General features: G+C 67.1%; 13 protein-coding genes and 1 pseudogene. 9 read left to right on the top strand and 5 right to left on the bottom strand.

The genetic code is table 11. The features are described from left to right. Nucleotides 1-17: 17 nt before the first annotated feature. Both AC1MEQ_RS15955 and AC1MEQ_RS15950 read left to right on the top strand, forming a co-directional pair. Complete coding sequence (locus AC1MEQ_RS15955; protein WP_479792087.1) at nucleotides 18-1,709, top strand: DUF885 domain-containing protein; 1,692 nt, start codon at nucleotides 18-20, stop codon at nucleotides 1,707-1,709. Nucleotides 1,710-1,812: 103 nt separating this feature from the next. Further along, nucleotides 1,813-3,003: pseudogene (locus AC1MEQ_RS15950) on the top strand (glycosyltransferase family 2 protein); the annotation flags it as partial. A gap of 469 nt (nucleotides 3,004-3,472) precedes the next feature. On the opposite strand, the gene AC1MEQ_RS15945 reads toward AC1MEQ_RS15950, so the two are convergent. The 3 genes from AC1MEQ_RS15945 to AC1MEQ_RS15935 form a co-directional block, all read right to left on the bottom strand. After that, a complete protein-coding gene (locus AC1MEQ_RS15945) occupies nucleotides 3,473-4,930 on the bottom strand; it encodes a TIR domain-containing protein (protein WP_479792085.1) in 1,458 nt (485 codons plus the stop codon). A gap of 5 nt (nucleotides 4,931-4,935) precedes the next feature. After that, entirely contained in the window at nucleotides 4,936-5,346 is a 411-nt protein-coding gene (locus AC1MEQ_RS15940) for a DUF4231 domain-containing protein (protein WP_479792083.1), read from the bottom strand. Between the two features lie 77 nt (nucleotides 5,347-5,423). Next, a complete protein-coding gene (locus AC1MEQ_RS15935) occupies nucleotides 5,424-6,056 on the bottom strand; it encodes a hypothetical protein (protein WP_479792081.1) in 633 nt (210 codons plus the stop codon). Nucleotides 6,057-6,400: 344 nt separating this feature from the next. Between AC1MEQ_RS15935 and AC1MEQ_RS15930 the strand changes: the two genes are divergently transcribed. Continuing rightward, entirely contained in the window at nucleotides 6,401-7,807 is a 1,407-nt protein-coding gene (locus tag AC1MEQ_RS15930) for a dicarboxylate/amino acid:cation symporter (RefSeq protein WP_479792079.1), read from the top strand. Nucleotides 7,808-7,941: 134 nt separating this feature from the next. Here AC1MEQ_RS15930 and AC1MEQ_RS15925 read toward each other — a convergent pair whose 3' ends face one another. After that, entirely contained in the window at nucleotides 7,942-8,250 is a 309-nt protein-coding gene (locus AC1MEQ_RS15925) for a helix-turn-helix domain-containing protein (RefSeq protein WP_479792077.1), read from the bottom strand. Continuing rightward, on the bottom strand, nucleotides 8,247-8,597 hold the full coding sequence (locus AC1MEQ_RS15920; RefSeq protein WP_479792074.1) for a type II toxin-antitoxin system RelE/ParE family toxin: 351 nt from the start codon (nucleotides 8,595-8,597) through the stop codon (nucleotides 8,247-8,249). Before AC1MEQ_RS15920 ends, AC1MEQ_RS15925 begins: the two co-directional genes overlap by 4 nt. Before the next feature lie 112 nt (nucleotides 8,598-8,709). On the opposite strand from AC1MEQ_RS15920, the gene AC1MEQ_RS15915 reads away from it, so the two are divergent. The 6 genes from AC1MEQ_RS15915 to AC1MEQ_RS15890 all read left to right on the top strand — a co-directional run bounded on the left by AC1MEQ_RS15915 (nucleotide 8,710) and on the right by AC1MEQ_RS15890 (nucleotide 14,808). Then, complete coding sequence (locus AC1MEQ_RS15915; protein WP_479792073.1) at nucleotides 8,710-9,375, top strand: TetR family transcriptional regulator; 666 nt, start codon at nucleotides 8,710-8,712, stop codon at nucleotides 9,373-9,375. A gap of 3 nt (nucleotides 9,376-9,378) precedes the next feature. After that, nucleotides 9,379-12,954 (top strand): MMPL family transporter, encoded by a 3,576-nt coding sequence (locus AC1MEQ_RS15910; RefSeq protein ID WP_479792071.1) that lies wholly within the window; start codon nucleotides 9,379-9,381, stop codon nucleotides 12,952-12,954. Nucleotides 12,955-13,027: 73 nt separating this feature from the next. Next, entirely contained in the window at nucleotides 13,028-13,672 is a 645-nt protein-coding gene (locus AC1MEQ_RS15905) for a Maf family protein (protein ID WP_479796158.1), read from the top strand. Nucleotides 13,673-13,781: 109 nt separating this feature from the next. Continuing rightward, nucleotides 13,782-14,018 carry a hypothetical protein gene (locus AC1MEQ_RS15900; protein WP_479792069.1) on the top strand — a complete coding sequence of 79 codons (237 nt, stop codon included), beginning with the start codon at nucleotides 13,782-13,784 and terminating at the stop codon, nucleotides 14,016-14,018. A 2-nt stretch (nucleotides 14,019-14,020) separates the two neighbouring features. Continuing rightward, nucleotides 14,021-14,464, top strand: coding sequence for a hypothetical protein (locus AC1MEQ_RS15895; RefSeq protein WP_479792067.1), 444 nt, complete (start codon nucleotides 14,021-14,023; stop codon nucleotides 14,462-14,464). Then, the gene (locus tag AC1MEQ_RS15890) at nucleotides 14,461-14,808 is read left to right on the top strand and encodes a winged helix-turn-helix domain-containing protein (RefSeq protein WP_479792065.1); all 348 of its coding nucleotides are present in this window, start codon (nucleotides 14,461-14,463) and stop codon (nucleotides 14,806-14,808) included. The genes AC1MEQ_RS15895 and AC1MEQ_RS15890 overlap by 4 nt, the downstream gene beginning before the upstream one ends. Nucleotides 14,809-14,898: the final 90 nt, after the last annotated feature.

Below are 14,898 nucleotides of genomic sequence, written 5' to 3'. Positions count from 1 at the left end.
CGGCTAGTCTGGTCACTATGACCAACGCCGCATCTGCTGCCCCCCGGACCCCGAGCGCCATCGACGCCGTCGCCGACCGCTTCTTCGACCGCCTGCTCGAGCTCGCCCCGGATTTCGCCACCTCACTCGGCATCCCCGGCCACGAGACCGAGTACTCGGACTACTCCCCCGCAGGCCAGGACGCCTACGGCGCCGCGGCGCGCGAAACTCTCGACGCGTTGGAGGGCCTGGAGCCGGTAGACGACGTCGACGCGATCACCCTGGACGCCATGCGCGAGCGTCTCGGCCTGGATCTGGAGCTGCACGCCACCGGCATCACCGAGCTGAACAACATCGCCTGCTCCGCGCAGGAGATCCGGGCGATCTTCGACCTGATGCCCACCGACACCGCTGAGCAGTGGGGACACATCGCCGGCCGCCTGGCCAACGTCGGTGCGGCCCTCGACGGCTATGTCGCCTCGCTGCGCAAGAGCCGGGACGAGGGCCACGTCGCCGCGCAGCGCCAGGTGCGCATCGTCGTCGAACAGGCCCGCGACTACGCCAAGGAGGGTGGTTTCTTCACGTCCCTGGCAGCCAACGCCAGCCCCACCGAGGGCGACCTCGACGACGCGCTGCGCCAGGAATTGACGGCGAACGCCGCCGACGCGGCCGCCGCGTACACCCGGCTGGCCGACTTCCTGGAAGCCGAGCTGCTGCCCGCGGCCCCGGAGAAGGACGCCGTGGGCCGGGAGTACTATTCCCTGTGCTCGCGCCGCTTCATCGGTGCCGCGGTCGACCTGGACGAAACCTACGCGTGGGGTGTGGCCGAATTGGACCGGCTGATCGCCGAACAGGAACAGGTTGCCGACCAGGTCAAGGCCGGTGCCTCAATTGCCGCGGCCAAGGAGATCCTCAACGCCGACACGGACCGCCAGCTCAAGGGCACCGAGGCGCTGAAGGCCTGGATGCAGGAGAAGGCCGACCGCGCCGTCGCCGAACTGGCCGGGGTGCACTTCGACATCCCCGACACCATGCGCCGGCTCGAGTGCATGATCGCCCCCACCCAGGAGGGCGGCATCTACTACACCGGCCCCTCGGACGACTTCACCCGCCCCGGACGCATGTGGTGGTCCGTACCGGCCGGCGAGGACGAGTTCACCACCTGGGCGGAGACCACGACGGTCTACCACGAGGGCGTCCCGGGCCACCACCTGCAGGTCGGCACCGCCACCTACCGCAAGGACACGCTGAACAACTGGCGCCGCAACGCCTGCTGGGTCTCCGGCCACGGCGAGGGCTGGGCGCTCTACGCCGAACGCCTGATGCTGGACCTGGGCTACCTCGCCGATCCGGGCGACCATATGGGCATGCTGGACATGCAGCGCATGCGCGCGGCCCGCGTCGTGTTCGACATCGGCGTGCACCTGGAACTGGACATGCCCGAACGCTGGGGCTCGGGTCCGTGGACCCCGGAGAAGGGGTACGACTTCCTCTCCAAGCACCTGGACATCTCCGAGGGCCAGCGGAAGTTCGAGTTCACCCGCTACCTCGGCTGGCCGGGCCAGGCACCGTCCTACAAGGTGGGGCAGCGCCTGTGGGAGCAGATCCGCGACGCCCGCCGCGAGGCCGAGGGCGACGGGTTCGACCTGCGCGCCTTCCACACCCAGGCGTTGAACATGGGCTCGGTGGGACTGGACACACTGCGCCGGGCGCTGCTGCCCGCCGGCTAAGACCAGTAATGCTGCGGTAATGCCGCTCGGGGCACGGTGAAGGCACAGGGGCCGAAACTCCGGGTCCCGGGAACCGGGCAGATCACTTCGGGGCGGTATCGGCATGACGGGCGCGGCAGCACGGGACTACACCGGTTTCGCCTCGCTCGCCGGGCCCGCGACCACGCACCTGCAGCGGATCGCCTTCCGCGCCCTCGCCAACCGCCGGGACCGCGCCGCGCTCGGATCCATGTTCGGTTTCCAGCTGGTCGCGGTGACGGCGTTCATCGCCCTGGCGACGGCCCTGACCCTGCGTGCCGACGGCGGGCTGGTGGGCTGGGGGGCATGGGCCCTGGTCGTTTTCTCCGAGATGGTTCGGTCGATGCAGGTCCTCGGGGTCGTCATCTTCGCGGCAAACGCCACGGATCCGGTCCCCCTGGCCCCGGTCGCCGGATTGCGGGTGGCGGTCGTGACCACGATCGTCCCCTCCCGGGAGCCCGTGGAGCTCGTGGCCGACACCCTGCGTGCCATGCGGGCCATCGAGTACGACGGTTCGGTGGACGTCTGGATCCTTGACGAGGAAGACGATCCCGCGGTGCGTGCCGTCGCTGCGTCCCTCGGCGTCAGGCACTTCAGCAGGCATGGACTGCCGGAATACAACACCGCGTCGGGGATGTTCCGGGCGGGCACCAAGGCGGGAAACCACAACGCCTGGCGCAATGTGCATGGAGGGGCCTACGACGTCGTCGCGCAGTTGGACCCGGACCATGTTCCGGTCCAGCAGTTCCTGCAGCGCACCGTGGGCTACTTCCGCGATCCCGATGTGGCTTTCGTCGTGGCCCCACAGGTTTACGGCAATACCGGTTCCAGCCGTGTCGCCCGGGCTGCGGCGTCCCAAGGCTACCTCTTCACGGGCGTCATCCAGCGGGGAGGGAACGGCTTGGGTGCGCCGCTGCTGATCGGAACCAACCACGTGTACCGGGTGAAAGCATGGAACCAGATCGGGGGCTACCAGGATTCCATTATCGAGGACCATTTGACCGGAATGGCCGTCCAGGCCGCTACGAATTCTCGCACCGGCCGCCGCTGGGTCGGGGTCTACACCCCGGACATCCTCGCCGTCGGAGAGGGGCCGTCGACCTGGACCGACTTCTTCAGGCAGCAGGCTCGTTGGGCCGTGGGAATCTGGCACATCCTCCTGGGTGCCGGCCGGCCCCTTCGCCGTCGGCTGGATCGTCGGCAACGACTGGCCTATGCGTTCCTCCAATCGTTCTACCCGAGTGTAGGGATCGTCTGGATCCTGGGATCCTGCGCATCGCTCGCCTACCTGCTGGGAATCGGAGGCACGCCTGGAGTCGATGGCGGCGGGACCCTGCTCTTGGCCCTCTGGTGCCTGGTGGTGTCCAGCTGGCTATTGGTCTTCCATTGGATGAAGCGCTGGTACCTGCATCCGGGCGAACGCCGGGTCTCCATCGTGGTGCCGTGGCTGACGACGCTCGTTACGGCTCCCGTCTATGCTGCCGCTGCCCTGTCGGCACTGTTTCGCCGCTCGACCCACTACGTTGTCACAGGCAAGGGCAACCTGCGCAGCAATGACTCGCTCCTGACCTTCTTTCCACACCTGATGTGGGCTTCGTTGCTGTCCTCAGGCCTAGTTCTGGCTGCGGTTTTCGGTAGTGTCGGGCGCACCAATGGCGGTCCGGCCTCCCCCGCTGCTCTCGCCTGGACGTTGCTGAGCCTGGCCGCCTGCCTGGGGCCCCCGGCCCTGGCCGCTGGTTCGGCCCTCAGTCGCCGGTATGGAAGACGTGCAACCCAGCGCTCCCGTGCTGACCATCGCCGTAGCCTCCCATCACGTAGACATCCCGCCCCAATACCGCAGCCCCCAACCCGGCGCGTGGTTGAGGCAGTGTCGGGAGTGCCGAGGGGCCGTCCAGGCATTGCACCCCCGCGGTGACGCCGGATCCAGTGTCACCGGCGATGGCACACGGGCCGGAACCCGGAACCCAGGCGCCTGCGGCACTGTGGACGGGCTCTATGGCTTGACCCCGTACCGTTCGGTCCACCTGGACGATGTCCACGTCTCCAAAGGCCGCAACAGCTGCGTGTCGGTCCCTGCCCCCGATAATCCATACGGTACCGAACGCGTCACTGACGGCAGCTGCCTTTTCGCGGGGCGTTGAGAGCGGTCCGATCTCCGTCCATCGACCGTTCTCCAAGGCGAAAACCGTATCCGTCGCGGCATGGTCGGTGCCGACACCACCGGCGTAGATGATCCTGCTGCCATCCCAAGCCGCCGCGCCCGCTTCGCGGCCAGCCGGGAGTGGCGCGTCCACCGTCCATTCCGCAGCTCCATCGTCAAGGCGCAGGGTCGAGCGGATGGCCCCCTGGCTGGCCTGGCCTCCGACGAGGAACAGCGTCTCACCCGTCGAGACCAACGAAGCGAAGGCCACTGGTGCCGGCAATGTGGGGCCGGGGCTCCAGGTTGCCGTCTCCGGATCGTAAACGTGCACTGCCCCCAACAGGGCCCGATCGCTGAGGCCGGATACTCCTCCGACGACCCACAGCTGCCCCTGGTGCGCGGCCACCCCCGCACCTTCCAAGGCGACCGGGGCATCGGGCAGCGGTTCCCAGGCGGAGGGCCCGGCCCGCGGGGAGAACATGATGACGGCGACGATGCCCAGGACCAGGGCCGCGCCGACAGCGGCGAGGGGCCGCCACCTGGTCCACCGCTGCCGTTTCCACCTTGCCCGGAAGGTGCTCCAGCGCCGGCGGCTCGTCCGGCCGATGGTCTCTTCGAGTGCGGTGATCAATCTCCCGGCGTCATAGGAATAGCGAGACGGACTGATCTCCACGGCTTGTTTGCCGGCCAGCGCGCGCATCGAGGCCGGTAGGGACCCGGCCTCGGGCATGGGAGCCCCGCCCACGAGCACGGGGAACACCATGACCCCCGCAGCGAGCGACTGTTCGATTTCTATCCTGACGAAGTCCGAGGGGTCGTCCAGCCTCCTGTTACCCGAGCTGGTCGCGACGTCCAGCCACGCGGGGTCGATGACGACGAGGACCGCCCGGCACAGGGACAGGGTCTCGGACAGCACCGCCGCGAATTCCTCGCCGGGTTCGATGGAATCGACGTCCAGAAAGACGTGTTCGTCGCCGAAGTGGGCCGCGAGGGTGTCGTAGAGCCGACCTGCGCTTCCGCCCGAGGTTGCCCGCCGGTAGCTGATGAAAATCGACTCGGGCATGGGAATCAGCCCTTGGGTTGCTCGGCGCCTTGGCCGGCCGATTCCGACCATGCCGTATTTTCGGTGCTCAACGCCTCTTCGAGAAAGCCCGCCAGCACTTCCCGGCGTCGCTTCGGCTCGGTGTAGCGGCCGGCACCGGCCGCAAACAGGATACCCTCCTTGCGCATGCGTTCGGAGGTCGAACGGTAGTTCAACCACTTGGCGTGGAATTGCCCGACTTGTTGCAACCCCTCAAAGAAGATGATCAATGCCCCGACGAGGGCGGTGAAGGCAGGAGGCGCCGCCAGCGCGGCCAGCACCGTGACTGATGCACCACTGGCGATGGAAAGGACCTTGATCCCCTGATATGACCAGCGGGCCCGGGATGCCGCGCGGTCATACCAGCTGAAGTGGGTGCTGAAGATCTGCCACAACACGTCTTGCGCGTCGCGAGGATCCTGTGGTTCCGGCAGACCTGAGGGCGGAGCGTCTCCGCCTCGCTGTCCCTGTTCCCCTACCGTAGACATGATTTCCTCCCGGTGTTGTTCCGGCTCGTTTCCGGCTTCCTGTCCGCAGAACTGGACGTGATCGACTCCGAATAAGCAGACCGGTCTGGCCCGGATATCCCGGGATCGATGCCATGCACGGGAATGGACAGGGCCCGGCAGTGGTCGACGAAGTCATCGGTGACTCCGCCTGAGCCGAGGCCCTTCGGCCGGATCACCAGCGCCTCCACGGATTCCAACGCGGCAGCCGACGCCAAGGCACGCCGCACCAAGGTGAGGTTGTGGTTTAAGAACACCCCGGGGTCTTCCGGATCCATACGGCCGGTCGTCGGTGGACCGGTGGCTGCGAGCACCGTGTGGAACCGCGCAACCCACTCAGCCCCATGGGCGAGGAGGCTGTAGGTTTCGAAAGTGGGTACGTCGAAAGGCAACACGACCCGCACCGGCACCGCCTCGGCTAGGGCGGCTTCGGCGATGATGATGTCGCCGCCCGATGCCAGCGCACCCATGACCAAACGCGGCGGACGGTTGAGCAGCAGGCGCCGGATTCGGAGGCTCAGTCGGTCCTCCCCCTCGGGAGGAAGCCGGCGTTCGCTCCGGCCCGGCAAGTCAGCCTGGACTCCGGCATACACGAGGATCATCGGACACCGCCTTCCCCGGACCGCTCCTCCGGCAGCGCACCCGGAGCGTGGGCGAAGGCAGACGGATGCGGGAACCCCGATGGCATCGCATGGTGCAGCCTCCTCAAGTCAACTATGCACCCGTGCACGGGGACCGTCCATGGTTGGGCCCGGCATCCGTATCGCCGGGTTCGGCGACGACCCGGGGACGAGAGATGGGCCACAGTGTGACAGGGAATGGATCCGCGCATGCCTTGTCTCCCAAGGGATGCAGGGCAGACCCTCCAGGGTGGCCGCGACACCGGCGCGTCATAAAGCGCAACAACGACTCCCCCCGGTGTATGTTTCCGCCCTACCGTCGTCCGGTGAGCACATCAACCGCACCCCACCGTAAACTGCCCCGCTGGGCCACCGCCTTCGGGCCGCAGATCGTCGCCGGCCTCATCCTCGGTGTCGTCCTGGGCCTGGTCGCCAAGTACACCGGCAGCACCGAGGACGCCCCGAACGCGCTCGGCGCTACGCTGGACACGATCGGGTCCAGCTACGTCTCGCTGCTGCGCGCGGCGGTCATCCCGCTGATCTTCTTCGCCGTCGTCGCATCGATCGCGAACCTGGCGCAGGTCACCAACGCCGCCCGGCTGGCGTGGCGGACCATCCTCTGGTTCGGCATCACCGCCCTGATCGCCGTGCTGATCGGCATGGGACTGGGCACCATCTTCCAGCCCGGGGCCAACACCGGCCAGGGCACCCCGGATGACTACACCGGCAAGACCGGCGACTGGTGGGCCTTCCTCACCGGGCTCATCCCGCAGAACTTCCTGGGCTTGGGGGCCAGCACGAAGATCACCGACGGTGTTGCTGACACGAGCGTGAGCTTCAACGTACTGCAGATCCTGGTCATCGCCGTCGCCGTCGGCGTCGCCGCCTTGAAGATCGGCTCCGCCGCCAAGCCGTTCCTGGACCTCAGCGCCTCACTGCTCTCCATCATCCAGAAGATCCTCTGGTGGATCATCCGCCTGGCCCCGCTGGGCACCGTGGGCCTGATCGGCAACGCGACCGCCTCCTACGGCTGGGACACCATCGGCGCACTGGGCAAGTTCGTCGTCGCGATCTACGTCGGCCTCGCGCTGGTGCTCTTCGTGGTCTACCCGATCCTCATCCGCTCCCACGGGCTGAACGTCCGCTCCTACTACTCCGGCGTCTGGCCGGCCGTGCAGCTGGGCTTCGTCTCCCGCTCCTCCATCGGCACGCTGCCGCTGACCCAGCGGGTCACCGAGCGCAACCTCGGGGTGCCGCGCGGCTACGCCTCGTTCGCCGTGCCCCTGGGCGCGACCACCAAGATGGACGGCTGCGCCGCGATCTACCCGGCGGTGGCCGCGATCTTCGTCGCCCAGTTCTTCGGCATCCAGCTCGATGTCACCCAGTACATCCTGATCGCGATCGTCTCCGTGCTGGGTTCGGCCGCGACGGCCGGGACCACCGGTGCCGTCGTGATGCTGACCTTGACGCTGTCCACGCTGGGCTTGCCGCTGGCCGGCGTGGGCCTGTTGCTGGCCGTCGACCCGATCATCGACATGGGCCGCACGGCGGTCAACGTCGCCGGCCAGGCGCTGGTTCCGGTGATCGTTGCGAAGCGCGAGGGCATCCTGAACCACGAGCTCTACAACGCACCGCGCAACGGCAACCCGTTCGCCGACGAGTTCGCCGCGGCCCAGGACGAGGCCGCGGCCACCGAACGTGAAACGGCGATCGGGGAGCCCGTCGGGAGCTAACTCCCGCATAGTCAGGCGTGAACGGTCCCATGCTGTGATGCAGCATGGGACCGTTCACGTTTCCTCGTCGTCCGATCCACCCTCATCCGCGACGTACTTGCAGGCTGCACGAAGACTGCCACATTTCTGAACGGTTAGGCGATCTGGATACGCTCATCCCCAAACTCGACCTCCACTCTGAGTTCCCCGCCAATGGCTTCGACATACCGCCGCAACGTATCGACTTGCGCGCGTTCGATGTCGCCGTGCTCTATCCGGGAGACCCGATTCTGGCTCAGCTTTAGCCGTTGAGCCAATTCAACCTGGGTCAGCTCCGACAGCTCACGCAGTTCGCGCAATCGGTAGGCACGAACCTCTTCAAGCATCCGATGCTTGTGCGCATCTACGCTGTCCCGGTCGACCGGCCGATTTTCCAAGATTTCCCGCAGATCCACTGCCGTCATCTCCTCTTCATTTTCACTTGATGCGCGTCAAAACGCTCGTCGGCCACCGGGATGTTTTTTGAGTACCATTTCTTCCAATCACCCGACTTGTCTCCTGCCACCAGAAGAATCGCCTTCCGCGCGGAATCGAAAGCGAACAAGACCCTCAATTCAGTCCGACCACTCGAACCGGGACGCAGTTCTTTCATGTTCTTATGTCGAGAACCGACTATCGAGTCCACCAAGGGCCTCCCCAGATTCGGACCTCGCTCGGCAATCAGTTCCAGCCCCGCGACGACCTGCTCGTAAGACGACTGGTCCAAGTTGAACAACCAGTCTTCGACAAGTTCGGCGTCGATGTCCCACATGCCTCCATCGTACAACGTTTATGCTATATAGCCTAGACGTTTTGGTTCCTCTACCACGTTCCGCAATGCGTCAATTTGCACAGCGTGCAAAGTTGCACGTAGTGTAATAAGGGTGAGCCCCTCCCCTGAGACGCCTTCCATCGCCCCGTCGCGCCGCGAGATCAACAAGACCGCCACGCGCACGGCCATCGTCGACGCCGCCTTCGACCTGTTGCGCGCCGAGGGGCTCGAAGCCGTCACCGCCGACCGGGTCGCCGAGGCAGCAGGCGTTTCGCGCCGGACCTTCTTCAACTACTTCCCCACCCTCGAATCGGCCCTGAACGGACCGATCGAGGCGTTCGTCGAGCACGTCCTGCAGATCTTCGAGGTCCAGCCACGTGAGTTGCCCATCATGTCGGCGGCCGTCAATGCGCTCAACGGCCTGGCCGACCGCAGCCTGCTCGCCCCGGTTGCCGAACTGGTGGCCGCCTCGCACACCAGCCCCCAGCTGGACCGGCTGCAGCTCGAATCCTGGAACGACTGCGCCGGGCGGCTCGTCGAGGCCATCGTTTCCCGGCTGCCCGGCACCGACGCGCTGACCGCCTCGGTGTTCGCCAACTCGATCATCGGCGCCGGCCGGGCCGCCGTCGACCACTGGTTCCAGACCTCCCAAGGCGACCTGAGCGACGCCTCCCTGGCCGTCCTGCAGGACCACTTGACCTCAGCGTTGGCGCAGCTGCGCGACGGTTTCCCCACCCTGACCGTTTCGGCCGCACCGGCCACGACCCGAGAGGCCTGATCCGTGGCCACCTTCCTCTACAAGCTCGGCCGCCTGGCCTACCGCCGCCGCTGGGTCTTTGTCTCCGCATGGCTCGTCGCCCTGCTGGCCATCGGCGCCTCCGCTGGCGCCTTCATGGGCACCCTGGTCAACAGCTTCTCCATCCCCGGCACCGAGACGCAGCGCGCCCTGGACAAGCTGAAGGCCGAGATGCCGGAATTCTCCGGCGGTAGCGGCTCGATCGTCTACCAGACCGCCGACGGCTCGCGCTTCACCTCCGTGCAGAAGAAGGCCATCGGCACCTCGCTCGACGAGCTCGAGGGCCTCAAGGACGTCCGCGAGGCGTCCAACCCCTTCACCACGCAAGCCCAGCTCGACGACGCGGCCGTCCAGGTCAAGAAGGCCAACCAGGAGCTCGCCGACGGACGCCAGAAGCTCGAGGACGGCAGGCAGCAGCTGGCCGATGGCAAGGACGAGATCGCCGCGAACCAGCAGAAGATCGCGGACGGGCGCGCCGAGCTGAAGAAGGCCCAGGCCAAGATCGACGATGGCCGCGCCCAGCTCGCCGACGGCAAGGCCCAGCTCGCCCAGGGCAGGCAGGAACTGGCAGCTCCCAGCGCGGAACTCGCCGATGGCCGGCAGAAACTCCAGGCGGCCAAGAACCAGCTCGCCCAGGGACAACAGCAGCACGACGACGGCGCCGCCGAAATCGCCTCGGGCAAGTCACAGCTCGCGGCGGCCGAGAAGGACCTGCAGGCCAACGAACAGAAGATCACCACCGGCCAGAAGCAGTATGAGGTCGGGGCGGCCCAGCTCGCCGATCAGTTCGGCGTCTCCTCGCTGTCCAAGGTTCCCGGCGCGATTGCCGCCGGACAGCAGCAGATCGATGACAGCGCAGCGGTCCTGGATAACGCGCAACAGCGACTGGAAGACAACGACCCCGGCGCGCAGATGACCCAGCAGCAGATCGACGCGGCCCGGGCAGACCTGGCGAAACAGCAGACCGGGCTCGACCAGGCCTCCGCTGGGGTGAAGAAACTCAACGCTTCCAAGAAGCAGCTGGACTCCAGTGCCGCTCAGGTAGAACAGGGCCAGCGGACCCTGGCTGCCAAGAAACAGGATCTCGCCGCGGGCGAGAAGAAGCTGGCCGCCTCCCAGAAGAAGCTGGACGCGGGGTGGGCGGAGATCGCCGCCAGCGAGAAGAAGCTCGATTCCGGGTCGGCCCAGCTCTCCGCCGGCCAGGCCAAGGTCAAGGCCGGAGAGCGCGACGTCGCGGCGAACGAGGCCAAGCTGGACGCCGGCCAGCAGCAGATCGATGAGAACCGGGCCAAGCTCGATGCCGGGGAGAAGGAGCTCAAGGCCGCGCAGGCCAAGCTGCCCGCGGCGGAGCAGAAGCTGAAGGATGCCGAGCAGAAACTCGAGGACGGCCAGAAAGACCTGGCGCTCGGCGAGCGCAAGGCCCAGTCGACGCAGGGCATGCGCTTCGTCTCGAAGGACGGGACCACCGCGGCGGTCAACGTCAGTTTCGTCGGTTCGGCCGATGCCCTGACACCCGAGGTCCGGCAGAAGATCCAGGACATCGCCGGTGCCGCCACGTCCACCGGCCTCAAGGTCGACTACTCCAAGGACATCGTCCAGGACATCTCCTCCATCTTCGGTTCCGCGGAGATCATCGGCCTGGTGATCGCCGCCGTCGTGCTCTTCGTCATGCTCGGAACGCTTGTCGCCTCCGGCCTGCCGCTGGTGATGGCCGTGCTCGGCGTCGGCGCCGGTGTGGGCGGTACGCTGGCCCTGTCCAGCGTCATCGAGATGGCCTCCATCACCCCGGCACTGGCCCTGATGCTGGGGCTGGCGGTGGGCATCGACTACTCGTTGTTCATCGTGCACCGCCACCGCCGGCAGCTGCTGGACGGCATGGACATGGAGGAATCCCTCGGCCGGGCGACCGGCACCAGCGGCAACGCCGTGGTCTTCGCCGGCCTGACCGTCATTATCGCCCTCTCGGCGCTGGCCGTCCCGGGGCTGCCGTTCCTCTCGGTGCTCGGACTATCTGCGGCGTTCACGGTCGCCATGGCCGTCCTGATCGCCATCACCCTGACCCCGGCCCTGCTGGGCATCATCGGGACCCGGCTCGTGAGCAAGCGGGCCTGGCGCAAGGCCGCAACCGCCACGGAGACGGACGGCTCCTCTGCCGGCACGCTCTCGGCAGCGGCCGCGGCCAGCACCGACTCAGCGGCACATCCCAATGCCGCCGGCAACCGCGGTTGGGGAGCCTTCGTCACCAAGCGCCCGATCCTCATGGGCATGGTCGGCGTCCTGCTGCTGGGCATCATGGCGCTGCCGGCGCTGCAACTGCGCACCGCCCTGCCCGACGGCAGCGCCGAGCCGGTCGACTCCAGCGCGCACCAGGCCTATGACCTGATCAGCGAGAAATTCGGTGCCGGCTACAACGGCCCGATCATCGCCGTGGCGGACCTGCCGGCCGGTCTGGATGCCCAACAGGCCGAGGTCAAGACCCTGGACATCGCCGACCAACTGCGCGACATCAACGGCGTCGTCGCCGCCGTACCGGTGGGCACCAATGACGCCCACACCCTGGGCGTGCTGCAGATCGTGCCGCAGGACGGCCCGGCCAGCCAGGCCACCGAACAGGTCGTCACCGACATCCGCAATGCCTCACCGCAGATCGAGGCCGAGACCGGCGCGCATCTGGCCCTCACCGGCCAGGTGACGGCGCAGATCGATGTCTCCGAACGCATCTCGGAGGTGGTGCCGCTGTACCTGGGCATCGTCGTCGGACTATCGCTGGTGTTGCTCTTGCTGGTCTTCCGCTCGGTCATCGTGCCGCTGCTGGCCACCGCAGGCTTCCTGCTCTCGCTCGTCGCGGCGTTCGGCGCCACGGTCGCGGTCTACCAGTGGGGTTGGCTCTCGGGGGTGTTCGGCGTGGAGACACCGGGCCCGATCATGAGCTTCCTGCCCATCCTGCTCACCGGCATCTTGTTCGGTCTCGCCATGGACTACCAGGTGTTCCTCGTTTCGGGCATGCGCGAATCGTTTGCCCACGGCGAGAAACCCCGTGCCGCGGTCCGCTCCGGGTTCGCCCATTCGGCGCCCGTGGTCACCGCTGCGGCGCTGATCATGACCAGTGTGTTCGCCGGCTTCATCTTCTCCCACCTGACGATGATCCGGGCGATTGGCTTCTCGCTGGCGATCGGCGTGATCCTGGACGCGTTCGTGGTCCGCATGACCATCACCCCAGCGATCATGCACCTGCTGGGCCGCCACGCCTGGTACATCCCGAAGTGGCTGGACCGGATCCTGCCCGATGTCGACGTCGAGGGCTCGAAGATCGCTGCCCTGTCCACCGGCGGAGCCGCCGGAGCCGCCGGATCCGCAGGCGGACAGGGCAGCGGCCCCGGCCCCGGGTCCGGGGGACCGGACGGCAACGGCGGCGACGGTGGCGGGAACGGTGATGGCGAGGGCGGCGGTGGCCACGAGGCTGCGCACGCCGCGGCAGACGATGCCACCGACGACACCAACGCGTGGTTCCCGTTCGGGGAGGCCCACGATCCGGAGGAACGACAGGACACACTACGGTAGTGGCATGAGCGTCAACGACCCCATGCCCACAGTCCTCGAAGCCCACGCCATCGGTTCCTCCCCCGATGAGGACCTGCCGCTGCTGGTCCTGGCCTCCCAATCACCGGGGCGGGCACGGATCCTCGCGGATGCGGGCATCGGCTTCGAGGCCATCGTCTCGGAGGTCGACGAGGATGCCGCCGTCACCGAGGCCACCGAACGACTGGGCGGCGAGCTGGACCCTCCCACCATGGCCCTGCTGCTGGCCCGCACCAAGGCGGAGGCGGTGGCGGCCCTCGATGCCGCCGACGGCGCGGTGGTGCTCGGCTGCGATTCGGTGTTCGAACTCGACGGCGTCCCCTACGGCAAGCCGTACACTCCCGAGGTCGCCATCGAACGCTGGCAGTCCATGCGTGGGCGCACCGGCATCCTGCACACCGGGCACTGGCTGGTGGACAATCGCAGCACGGATGCGGACGACGGCGGCACCGGGGCCACGCTGGGCGCGGTGTCCTCCGCCTCGGTCACCTTCGAGGACGTCAGCGACGCGGAGATCGAGGCCTACGTCGCCACCGGCGAACCGCTGCCCTGTGCCGGCGGCTTCACCATTGACGGCCGCGGTTCGGCGTTCATCACCAGCGTGGAGGGTGACCCGCACGCGGTGGTCGGCCTATCGGTCAGCACCTTGCGGGCCCTGCTGTCCTCGGCCGGGCTGTCGATCATGGACGTGTGGGTCTGAGTCTGGTAAATCGTTCCAGAAAGTACTTGCGGTATTGGAAAGTACTTTCTAGACTGGAGTGACCAGGTAGCCGGATCCGCCGGCACCACACCCGTCCCCAGGAGCCGGCATGCACGCGCACCAGGTTTCCACCCGATCCAACGGCCAGCGTTACGCGTGGACCGGCTACGTTCTGGGCATCGCCTGCATGGCGGCCCTGTTCATCACCGGCCTCGTCATGGGCAAGCCGCAGCTGACGGTGATGGCCAGCAGCACGGCCGTCCTCCTCGGGGTCATCTGGTCATCGACATCCGCGGCAGCCAGCAAATCCGTGGATCGCCGACCCGTCGCGCAAAGTGGAACCTAATCATGGAACAGGAACAGCCACGCCCCTCCGCCCAGGCCGCCCGCGACCTGCTGAACGAAGCCGGCCGCCTCGAGTCGGCGGCCCGCGCCGCGGCTGGCTGGCCGCACATCGCCATGCTGCTCGGGCTGGGCGCGATCACTTCGCTGAGCATGCTGGCGTTCTGGTTCGTGGGCAGGTTCGACGAGTCATTGGTGGCGCTGCCCATGATCGCGATGCTCATCTGGCTCGGCATCTTCATGGTCTTCATGATCGTTTTCGGCCGGTCGACCAAGCGCGGCTTCGGGCGCCGGTGGATGACGTTCATGATGATCTGGGCAGCCCTATGGGTCATTGGCATCCTGTTGGCCAGCACGGTGTTCACGGGCCAGCTCTGGTTCGCGGTCCTGATCGCGGCGGCCATCACCGTCAACTCGGCGACCGGCGCATGGCTCGAGGCCCGGGCATGACTGGCGGGACGTCCGGGCAGGAAGACCACGACGACCATCCACGGCTGAAGCTCTCGGACCAGCTGTCCCATCCCGTGCGCTTTTCGCTCGTCGCCGCCATCGCCGGCACCGACGAGTCGGAGTTCGCCGTCGTCCGGGACCACCTCCAGATCAGCGACTCGGTCCTCAGCCGGCAGGCCTCCCAGCTCGAGGTTGCGGGCATCGTCAGGATCCGCAAGGGGTTCGTGGGCAAGCGCCCACGCACCTGGTTCGCGCTGACTCCCCTGGGCCGCACGACCTGGGAGCAGCACCTCGGGGCCTTGCGCGAGATCGCCAACGAATCCATGCCACCGCCGGTTTTGTAGGACCCCTACAAAAATCGCTGCCGGACTCCCGGGGACTGGCGTGGAATTACGTACACAATCCACAAGCGCGGGTAGGCTCCAAACAGCAAA

Source organism: Arthrobacter sp. ASL1, from assembly GCF_056680475.1.
This window is presented reverse-complemented; position numbering and strand designations above follow the sequence as displayed.

Coding starts and splice junctions, on each gene's coding strand:
- AC1MEQ_RS15955 (WP_479792087.1), top strand. CDS start 18: ATGACCAACGCCGCATCTGCTGCCCCCCGGACCCCGAGCGCCATCGAC.
- AC1MEQ_RS15945 (WP_479792085.1), bottom strand. CDS start 4,930: ATGCCCGAGTCGATTTTCATCAGCTACCGGCGGGCAACCTCGGGCGGA.
- AC1MEQ_RS15935 (WP_479792081.1), bottom strand. CDS start 6,056: ATGATCCTCGTGTATGCCGGAGTCCAGGCTGACTTGCCGGGCCGGAGC.
- AC1MEQ_RS15925 (WP_479792077.1), bottom strand. CDS start 8,250: ATGACGGCAGTGGATCTGCGGGAAATCTTGGAAAATCGGCCGGTCGAC.
- AC1MEQ_RS15920 (WP_479792074.1), bottom strand. CDS start 8,597: ATGTGGGACATCGACGCCGAACTTGTCGAAGACTGGTTGTTCAACTTG.
- AC1MEQ_RS15900 (WP_479792069.1), top strand. CDS start 13,782: ATGCACGCGCACCAGGTTTCCACCCGATCCAACGGCCAGCGTTACGCG.
- AC1MEQ_RS15895 (WP_479792067.1), top strand. CDS start 14,021: ATGGAACAGGAACAGCCACGCCCCTCCGCCCAGGCCGCCCGCGACCTG.
- AC1MEQ_RS15890 (WP_479792065.1), top strand. CDS start 14,461: ATGACTGGCGGGACGTCCGGGCAGGAAGACCACGACGACCATCCACGG.